The organism is Microbacterium sp. ZXX196 (assembly GCF_009709595.1).
In the GTDB taxonomy this organism is placed as follows: domain Bacteria; phylum Actinomycetota; class Actinomycetes; order Actinomycetales; family Microbacteriaceae; genus Microbacterium; species Microbacterium excoecariae.
In genome coordinates this window covers 50972-60664 of sequence record NZ_WMEE01000011.1, presented here as the reverse complement: position 1 = coordinate 60664, position 9693 = coordinate 50972, and the positions used below count along the sequence as shown (strand labels likewise).

At 72.7% G+C, this 9693-nt stretch carries 7 protein-coding genes and 1 other RNA gene; all 8 read right to left on the bottom strand.

What is annotated here, in order from left to right:
* A partial coding sequence (locus GJQ66_RS10000; RefSeq protein ID WP_368732867.1) for a DNA polymerase III subunit gamma and tau occupies window positions 1-1320 on the bottom strand: 1320 nt, incomplete at its 3' end.
* Between the two features lie 41 nt (window positions 1321-1361).
* Entirely contained in the window at window positions 1362-3899 is a 2538-nt protein-coding gene (locus tag GJQ66_RS09995) for a glycoside hydrolase family 65 protein (RefSeq protein WP_155049230.1), read from the bottom strand.
* Complete coding sequence (locus tag GJQ66_RS09990; protein WP_368732866.1) at window positions 3896-4654, bottom strand: HAD family hydrolase; 759 nt, start codon at window positions 4652-4654, stop codon at window positions 3896-3898. The genes GJQ66_RS09995 and GJQ66_RS09990 overlap by 4 nt, the downstream gene beginning before the upstream one ends.
* 72 nt (window positions 4655-4726) lie before the next feature.
* Window positions 4727-5962, bottom strand: a complete 1236-nt coding sequence (locus GJQ66_RS09985; protein WP_155049228.1) for an acetate/propionate family kinase — start codon at window positions 5960-5962, stop codon at window positions 4727-4729.
* Window positions 5963-5965: 3 nt separating this feature from the next.
* Window positions 5966-8071 carry a phosphate acetyltransferase gene (pta, locus tag GJQ66_RS09980; RefSeq protein WP_368732865.1) on the bottom strand — a complete coding sequence of 702 codons (2106 nt, stop codon included), beginning with the start codon at window positions 8069-8071 and terminating at the stop codon, window positions 5966-5968.
* Window positions 8072-8113: 42 nt separating this feature from the next.
* Window positions 8114-8602: a methylated-DNA--[protein]-cysteine S-methyltransferase gene (locus GJQ66_RS09975; protein WP_155049226.1), complete on the bottom strand. Its 489-nt coding sequence runs from the start codon at window positions 8600-8602 to the stop codon at window positions 8114-8116.
* A 1-nt stretch (window position 8603) separates the two neighbouring features.
* On the bottom strand, window positions 8604-9500 hold the full coding sequence (locus GJQ66_RS09970) for a DNA-3-methyladenine glycosylase (RefSeq protein ID WP_155049225.1): 897 nt from the start codon (window positions 9498-9500) through the stop codon (window positions 8604-8606).
* Window positions 9501-9533: 33 nt separating this feature from the next.
* Window positions 9534-9630: signal recognition particle sRNA small type (gene ffs / locus GJQ66_RS09965), an RNA gene on the bottom strand.
* Window positions 9631-9693: the final 63 nt, after the last annotated feature.

Here is a 9693-nt window from a genome sequence, read left to right as displayed (position 1 = left end):
TCGGGTCATCGGCAATCGTGTTCGACAGGGCGAAGTCGCCGAACGGGTTGCCGGCGAAGCTCCAAATGCTGCCGACGTCGCGGCGGGAGTCGGCACGCCCGGAGAAGCCGCGGCGGGCGCGGCAGCGGGCGGCACGGGCGCGGGGCGCGCGCTCGATGCCGCCGCGGCCGCGTCGCGGCGGGCGGGTGGGCCTCCCGCGACCGCGGGCGCGACGGGGGGCTCGTCGGCCGTCAGGACGCGCGCGATCATGAGCTCGAGCTGCAGGCGCGGCGACGTGGCCCCCGTCATCTGATCGAGCGCGGCACTGACGATGTCGGCCGTGCGCGACAGGCGCGCCGTGCCGTACACCTCGGCCTGGTGCTGCATGCGCTCCAGCTCGTCGGCGGGGAGGCCCCGCAGCACGGCCGAGGCCGCGGGCCCCGTCGCGGCGATCACGATGAGGTCGCGCAGGCGCTCAAGCAGGTCGTCGACGAAGCGGCGCGGATCCTGCCCGGTCTGCACGACGCGATCGACGGCGCCAAACGCCGCGCCCGCGTCGGAGGACGCGAACGCCGCGACGACCTCGTCGAGGAGCTCGGCGTGCGTGTAACCGAGCAGCGCCACGGCGCGCTCGTACGAGACCGCGTCACCCTCGGATCCCGCGATCAGCTGATCCAGGATCGACAGCGTGTCGCGCGGCGAGCCCGCGCCGGCGCGCACGACGAGCGGGAGCACGCCGCCGTCCGGGCGGATCCCTTCCTCCGCGCACAGCTTCTCGGTGTACTCGAGCATCGCCGCCGGCGGCACGAGGCGGAATGGGTAGTGATGCGTGCGGGACCGGATCGTGCCAATGACCTTCTCGGGCTCGGTGGTCGCGAAGATGAACTTCACGTGCGCCGGCGGCTCCTCGACGAGCTTCAACAGCGCGTTGAAGCCCTGCGCCGTCACCATGTGCGCCTCGTCGAGGATGAAGATCTTGAAGCGATCGCGCGCCGGGGCGAAGATCGCCCGCTCGCGGAGGTCGCGCGCGTCGTCGACGCCGTTGTGGCTGGCCGCGTCGATCTCGACGACGTCGAGCGACCCGCCGCCCGTGCGGGAGAGCTCGACGCAGCTGTCGCACACGCCGCACGGCGTGTCGGTCGGGCCCTCGGCGCAGTTCAGGCACCGCGCGAGGATCCGCGCCGACGTGGTCTTGCCGCACCCGCGCGGACCGGAGAACAGATAGGCGTGCCCGATCCGATCCGAGCGCAGCGCGGTCATGAGCGGCTCGGTCACCTGGGACTGACCGATCATCTCCGCGAAGCTCTCGGGCCGGTAGCGGCGGTACAGGGCTGTGCTCACTCCCCCAGCCTACGGGGGACGTCCGACAACGGACCCGCCCGTCAGCTCGTGGACTCCCCGAGAGCTCCCGACTGGCTCGTGTCGGCCGGTTGGCCGATGACGGGAATGAGGTCGGTCGCGGGCGGAAGGGTCGGCTCGGAGCCCCCGCCGTCGTCCGTCAGGCGCCCGTGCGGGGCGGGGCGACCGGGCAGGCGCGGGCCCTGATCGGCCAGGGGCACGGCCACGCTCTCGCCCGTGCGCACCGTCAGCTCGCGGCCGCGCACGGAGAAGGGCACCTCCTCCGTGCGCCCGCCCGCGCGCGCCGTCACGGCGATCTCGTCGCGCGTGAGGCGGACGTCGAGGCGCGTCCCGCGCCACGTCAGCGGGAACGACAGCTCGGGCCAGTCGGCGGGCAGCCGCGGGTCGAAGCTCAGCGTCCCGCCGTGATCGCGCATCCCACCGAACCCGCTCACGAGCATCGTCCACGCGCCGCCCGCCGCGGCAATGTGCACGCCGTCCGACGCGTTGCGGTGCAGATCGGCGAGGTCGACGAACAACGAGTGCTCGAAGTACGTCAGCGCGAGGTCCTGATACCCGACCTCGGCGGCCATGATCGACTGCACGACGCCCGAGAGCGTGGAGTCGCCCGTCGTCAGCGGGTCGTAGTAGTCGAAGTCCGCGCGCTTCTCCGCCGCCGTGAAGTGGCGGCCCTGCAGGAACTGGGCGAGCACGACGTCGGCCTGCTTGAGCACCTGGAACCGGTAGATGACGAGCGGGTGGAAGTGCAGGAGCAGGGGGCGCTGCTCCGGCGGGGTGTTCTCCAGGTCCCACACCTCCTTCTTCAGGAAGAGCGAGTCCTGCGGGTGGATCCCCGCCTCGGTGCTGTACGGGATGAACATCGCGTTGCCCTCGCGCTCCCAGCGCTCGGGCTCTTCGGCGTGGAGCGAGAGCCGCTCGACCATGGCGCGGTACGCGGCGGGCGCCCGCTCGGCCATCTTCCGCACGACGCTCGCGGCGGCGCGCAGGTTGAAACGCGCCATGACGTTCGTGAACAGGTTGTCGTTGACGACGGTCGTGTACTCGTCCGGCCCCGTCACGCCGTGGATGTGGAAGCTGTCGGACCCGCCACGCGTGCGCCAGAACCCCAGCGTGCTCCACAGCCGCGCCGTCTCGACGAGCAGGTCGATGCCCTCGCGCGCGAGGAACTCGACGTCGTCGGTGGCCTCGACGTACTTCACGAGGGCGTAGGCGACGTCGGCGTTGATGTGGTACTGCGCCGTGCCCGCGGCGTAGTAGGCCGAGGCCTCCTCACCGTTGATTGTGCGCCACGGAATCAGGGCGCCGCCCTCGCTCATCTGCTGGGCGCGGCGCCGCGCCGCCGGCAGCATCCCCGTGCGCATCCGCAGCGCGTTGCGCGCCCACCACGGCGAGGTGAAGTCGAGGAACGGGAGCACGTAGATGTCTGTGTCCCAGAAGTAGTGACCGCTGTATCCGGATCCCGTCATGCCCTTGGCGGGAACGCCCCAGCCGTCGGCCCGGGCCGACGCCATCGCCACCTGGAGGAGGCTCCACCGGGTGGCTTGCTGGTAGCTGTCGTGCCCGGGGATCCGCACGTCCGAGCGCTCCCAGAACTCGTCGAGCCAGGCGCGCTGGCGGGCAAACGCGGCGTCCGCCCCCGCCGCGCCGGCGCGGTCGAGCGTGCGGCGCGCCCGGTCGATCAGCTCGGTCGCCGGGACGCCCCGCGACGTGTGGTAGCTGACGAGCTTCGTGACGGTCACGGGGACACCGGCGCGCGCGTTCACGCGCACGACGTTCTTCGCGATGTCCGGATCGAGGAGGTTACGCGTCTCGAAATCGTTCTCGGTCTCGACGACGTGGTCCGCGACGACCGCGATCGACATGCCGCTCGACGCGGTCCGGTAGGACAGGGCCGACCGCGTGCCGTCCTGCCAATACTCCTGCGGCACGAGCACGCGCTCGGCGATGCGGTCGGTCTTGCGCGGGTCGAACCCGCCGGCCGCCTGCGCCTTGCGCGCCGCGGGCGGGCGCCCGCTGAAGACGTCCTCGCCGTCCTGGCGGTTGATCAGCTGGCAGTTCACGACGACGGGGGCGTCGTCGTTCAGCACCGTGACGGTCATCTGCAGGACCGCGAGATGGCGGTCCTCGAACGAGACCATGCTGCGCGACTCCAGCAGGACGTCCTTACCGGACGGCGTGATCCAGCGGATCCGCCGCGCGTGCGTCGCGTCGCGGAAATCCAGCGACCGCTCGTACTCGACGATCTCCGCGATGTCGATCGACATCGGCTCGTCGTCGATGTACACGCGCATGGTCTTCGCGTCGGGAACGTTCACAATGGTCTGCCCGACCTCGGCGAAGCCGTACGCGTTCTCGGCGTGGCGGATCGGCCACGTCTCGTGGAAGCCGTTAATGAACGTGCCGTGCTCGTGCGCGTGGCGCCCCTCGGGGAAGTTGCCGCGCATGCCGAGATAGCCGTTCCCGATCGCGAAGATCGTCTCGGAGACGCCGAGATCCTCCTCGCTGAAGCGGGTCTCCACCAGGCGCCACGGATCCGTCGGGTACCGGTCGCGATCGATCATGCGTCGTTCTCCAAGAGGTCGTCGAGGTCGGTCACAATGAGGTGCGCGCCCGCGTCGCGCAGGCCGGCGGCGCCCGTGCCGCGGTCGACCCCCACCACGAGGCCGAAGCCGCCCGCCGCCCCCGAGGCGACACCGGAGACGGCGTCCTCGATCACGGCGGCGCGCGCGGGATCCACGCCGAGGGCCCGCGCCCCCGCCAGGAAGACGTCCGGGGCGGGCTTGGACGGCAGGCCGTCACGCTCGGCGACCACGCCGTCGATAACGACGGCGAAGCGCTCGGTCAGGCCAGCGGCGGCCAGGACGGGCCGCGCGTTCTTCGAGCTTGAGACGACCGCGACGGCGACGCCGCCGCGCTCGAGGACATCGAGGACGGCGAGGGATCCGGGGTACGCCGCAATGCCCTCCTCCTCCAGCACGCGCGTAAATACGACGTTCTTGCGGTTGCCGATGCCGCACACCGTGTCGGCGCTCGGGTCGTCGTCCGGGCGCCCCCACGGCACCTCCACGTCGCGGCTGCGCAGGAGCGCCGCGACGCCGTCGTAGCGCTTGCGTCCGTCGAGGTGCGCGAAGTAGTCGCGCTCGGAGTAGGCCGGGCGAATGTCCCACGCGGCGAAGAGCTCGTCGAACATTACCTGCCACGCATGCATGTGGACCTGGGCCGTGGGCGTGAGCACGCCGTCCAGGTCGAACAATACGGCGTCGTAGTCGGCGAGCGCCGGAACGGATGCGCGGGCGGGGTCGGTGCTCCGTGTCACGGGTTCTCCGATCGGTCCGGGGGCCGGTTCCCTCGCCAGCGTAGGGCATCCCGCGGCCCTCGCCGCGCGCGCTCAGCCGGCGGCGACGCGGTCGAGCGTCTGGCGCGCGATCTCGAGCTCCTCGTCCGTCGGGACGACGAGGACCGCCGTGGGCTGGTCGTCGGGCGAGATGCGGGTGATCTCCCCCCGCGGCACCGTCGCGTTCTTCGCCGGGTCGACGCGCACACCGAAGGCGCCGAGGGTCGCGAGCGCGGCGGCGCGCACCCGGGCGACGTTCTCGCCGACGCCCGCCGTGAACGAGATGACGTCGACCCCGCCCAGCTGCGCGATGTAGGCGCCGGCGTAGCCGCGGAGCCGGTGGACGTAGACGTCGAAGGCGAGCCGGGCGTCCTCGTCGCCCGCGTCCGCGCGCGACAGGAGATCGCGCATGTCTCCGACGCCCGCGAGGCCCACGAGGCCGCTGCGCGAGTTGAGGAGCTGGTCGACGCCGTCCACGTCGAGGCCCGCGCGGCGCTGCAGGTGGAGGAGCACGGCGGGATCGAGGTCACCCGAGCGCGTGCCCATGACGAGGCCCTCGAGCGGCGTGAACCCCATGGACGTCTCGACCGACCTGCCCCCGTCGATCGCCGTAACCGACGCGCCGTTGCCGAGGTGGAAGACGATCTGGCGGAGCTCCGCGAGATCCCGGCCGAGGTGGTGCGCGGCGGCCTGGCTCACGAACTTGTGGCTCGTGCCGTGGAACCCGTACCGGCGGATCCGGTGCCGGCGCGCGAGCTCGCGGTCGATCGCGTAGGTGTATGCCGCGGGCGGCATGGACTGGTGGAAGGCCGTGTCGAACACCGCGACGTGGGGGATGTCCGCGAACGCGCGCCGCGCCGCGCGGATCCCCTGCAGCGCCCCCGGGTTGTGCAGGGGCGCGAGCACGGACAGCTCGTCGATGTTGATCTCGACGAGGTCGTCGATCATCGTGGCGTCGAAGAAGCGCGCCCCGCCGTGCACGACGCGGTGCCCCACGGCGGCCGGCGGGTGCGCGGCGAGCGAGGGGCCGTGCACCGCGAAGGCGTCGAGCATGGCCTGAAAGCCCGCCGTGTGGTCGGCGATCTGCCGGTGTGCCTCGTGCGTCGCGGCCGCCAGCGTGACCTGCGGGGTCCCGGGATCCGCCTGCGGGCGGACGGTGTGCACCGCGTGGCCCTCCTGCTCCCCGATGCGCTCGACGAGACCCGACGCGAGCACCCGCTCCGTGCCCATGTCGAGCAGCTGGTACTTGAAGGAGGAGGATCCGCTGTTGACGACCAGCGCGACGCTCATGGGTCAGCCTTCCTGCGCCTGGATCGCGGTGATCGCGACCGTGTTGACGATGTCGTCGACGAGCGCGCCGCGCGACAGGTCGTTGATGGGGCGGTTCAGCCCCTGGAGCACGGGGCCGATCGCGACCGCGCCGGCCGCGCGCTGCACCGCCTTGTAGGTGTTGTTGCCCGTGTTGAGGTCGGGGAAGACGAACACCGTGGCGCGCCCCGCGACGTCGGAGTGCGGGAGCTTCGCGCGCGCGACGGCCGCGTCGGCGGCCGCGTCGTACTGGATCGGACCCTCGATCGGCAGCTGGGGCGCGCGCTCGCGGGCGAACGCCGTGGCCTCGCGCACCTTGTCGACGTCGGCGCCCGAGCCCGACTCCCCCGTCGAGTAGGACAGCATCGCCACGCGCGGCTCGATCCCGAAGCGCCGCGCCGTCTCGGCGGACGAGATCGCGATGTCGGCGAGCTGCGCGCTCGTCGGATCCGGGATCACGGCGCAGTCGCCGTAGACGAGGACCCGGTCGGCGAGCGCCATGAGGAACACGCTCGAGACGACCGAGACCCCGGGCCGAGTCTTGATGATCTCGAACGACGGCCGGATCGTGTGCGCCGTCGTGTGCGCGGCCCCCGAGACCATGCCGTCGGCGAGGCCCATGTGGACCATCATCGTGCCGAAGTACGACACGTCGGTGACGAGGTCGGCCGCCTTCGCGTAGGTCATGCCCTTGTGGGCGCGCAGGCGCGCGTACTCGGTCGCGAACCGGTCGACGTGGACCGCGTCGAAGGGGCTGAGCACGTCGGCGGCCGCGATGTCGAGCCCCAGCTCGATCGCCCGCGCGCGCACCTCGAAGGGCTCGCCCAGGATCGTCAACCGCGCCACCCCGCGTTCCAGGAGGATCGCCGCGGCCCGGAGGATCCGGTCGTCGCCGCCCTCGGGGAGCACGATGTGCTTCAGATCGGCCCGCGCGCGTTCGTGTAGCTGGTACTGGAACATCAGCGGGGTGACGACGGTCGCGCGCGCGACGCCGAGGACGCGCGTGAGCTCGGCGATGTCGACGTTCTGGTCGAAGAGGCTGAGCGCGCGGTTGTAGCGCTGCGCGCTCGAGGCGGCGAGCCGACCGCGCGTGCGCATGATCCGCACCGCCGTCGCGTAGGTGTCGCCGGCCGCCCGGATGATGGGGATCGCGGAGTGGAGCCCCTCCATGAGCCGCAGCATGACCTCCGGGATCGGGAAGTCGCCGTTCAGGACGACGCCCGCGAGCGACGGGAACGTGCCCGAGCTGTTCGCCATCAGCGTCGCCAGCAGCGCGTCGCTCCGGTCGGCGGGGATGATGACGACGTCGCCCTCCTCCAGCCGCGGGAGGACGTTGACCATCGACATCGCCGCGACCGTCACCCCGAGCGCCTCGCGCCCGAGGAGTGCCTCGTCGCCCGTGAGGAGCTCGCCGTCGACGGACCGCAGGATGTCGCCCATCGTGGGGGCCACGAGGAGGCGGTCCTCGGGCAGCGCCCACACGGGCGAATCTCCCGCCACGGTGCGCACGGCGTCCACGATCTCGTCGCGGCGCTCGCCGTCGGCGCGGTTGACGATGACGGCGGCGAGGCGCGTCGCGCTGCGACCCAGCTCCCCGATCGCGAGCGAGGCGATCTGACCCATCTGCTCGGGCGAGCGCGCGGTCGTCACGCCGAGGGCCTCCGTGTCGCCTTGCAGGTGGCGGCCGCCGAGGACCAACAGGACGGGGGTGCCGAGGTTCGCCGCGATGCGGGCGTTGTACGCGAGCTCGGCGGGGCTCCCCACGTCGGTGTAGTCGCTGCCGAGCACGACGACCGCGTCGCACTGGCGCTCCAAGCGCCCGAAGCGGTCGACGATGTCGGCGAGCGCGCGCTCCGGGTCGGCGCGGACGTCGTCGTAGGTGACCCCGACGCAGTCCTCGTAGGCGAGGTCGACGCCGTCGTGGTCGAGCAGCATGTCGAGGACGTAGTCGCGCTCGGTCGTCGATCGCGCGATCGTGCGGAAGACGCCGACGCGCGCGGTCACGCGGCTCAGCGAATCGAGCACCCCGAGCGCGATCGTCGACTTGCCGGAGTGCCCCTCCGCGGACGTGATGTAGATGCTTCTCGCCACGGCTCCCAACCTACCGAGCACGTCCGACATCCGGGCGGGTTCTCAGCCGATCGATGACTCCCGCGCGAGGAGGCGGGCCTTCACGGGCTCGCCCCACGCGAATCCGCCGAGGGATCCGTCGCCCCGGAGCACCCGGTGGCACGGCACGAAGAGCGCGGCGGCGTTGCGCGCGCAGATCGAGGCCGCGGCGCGCACGGCCGTCGGGCGCCCGAGCGACGCGGCGAACTCCGTGTACGTGAGCGGCTGGCCCGGGCGGATCCGCCGGAGCGCGTCCCACCCCTCGCGCTGCAGCGCGGTGCCTTCCTGCCGCACGGCGACCCCGTCGATCGCGTGGGCGTCGCCGGCGTAGTACGCGCGGACGGCGTCGGCCGCGGCGCTCTCGCGCTCGCGCGCCGCGGGAGCGGGCGCGCGCAGCCGCGCCCGCAGCGCGTCGTGGCTCGCCGTCCACCCGGACGCGAGCACGGCGCCGTCGTCGTCGGCGAGCAGGGAGAACGGCCCGTCGGGCGTGTCGATCGTGCAGATGTCGGGCATCTCAGCCTTCCGGTTCGAGGGCGTGGGCCCAGAGGTGGGCGCTTGCGTGGGAGCGCCAGGGGGCGAGCCGCTCGGCCCACGCGCGGAGGCCGGCAGGGTCGGCGGGGACGCCCGCCCTCCGCGCCCCGGCGCGTAGGACGAGATCGCCCGGCAGGATCACGTCGGGATCCTTCGCGACGCGCATGCGCACGTAGTCGGCCGTCCACGGGCCGATCCCCGGCCGGGCGAGGAGAGCCCGCCGCTGGTCCTCCGGGTCGTCGTCCTCGCGCAGCGCGAGCGTGCCGTCCGCGAGCGCGGTCGCCGCCGCCAGGATGGCCGCGACGCGGCGGGCCGGCCCGCGCAGCACCTCGCCGCCGCGCTCCGCGATCTGGACCGCCGTGGGAAAGAGGATCCGCTCCTCGCCGGCCAGGTGGATCCGCTCCCCCAGCGCGTCCGCGAGCCGGGTGAGGTGCGTCCGTGCGGCCGCGACGGAGATCTGCTGCCCGACCATGGCCCGCACGAGCATCTCGTGCGGATCGGAGGCCCCGGGCACCCGGATCCCCGGCGTGCGCGCGACGAGCGGCGCGAGCTCGGGGTGCGCGGCGAGCGCCGCGTCGATCGCGAGCGGGTCGGCGTCGAGATCGAGCAGGCGCCGGACGCGGCAGGCGAGCGCTGCGCGATCGCGCGGATCCGTCAGCTCGGCCGTGAGCCGCACGCCGTCCGCGAGGTCTACGCGAAACCAGGCGGGACCGTGCGCGAGCCGGAGGGTGCGCTCGAAGGCGGACGACGTGACGCGCTCGACTCCCGCGACCGCGCGGGGAGCGAACCAGGAGAGCAGCCCCGGCGCGTCGAAGGGAAAGCGGACGGGGAGCGCCATCGAGATGCGCAGGTCGGGGGCGCGGTGCGGATCCGTGGCCATGCGTTCCCCCTCACACGGGCGACGCCCGCGAAAAGAAAAGACTCTCCGCGTACCCGGCAGAGCCCGGTTACCCTTGCTACGTTTCCGTCCTGGGGGAGTTGGCCTGGATGCCGTCACGCGGAGAGCTGACACCAGCCTAACAGGCCATCGGACCGGGGTCGCACCCGCCGCGGCGTCGCCACCCGTCGCTAGG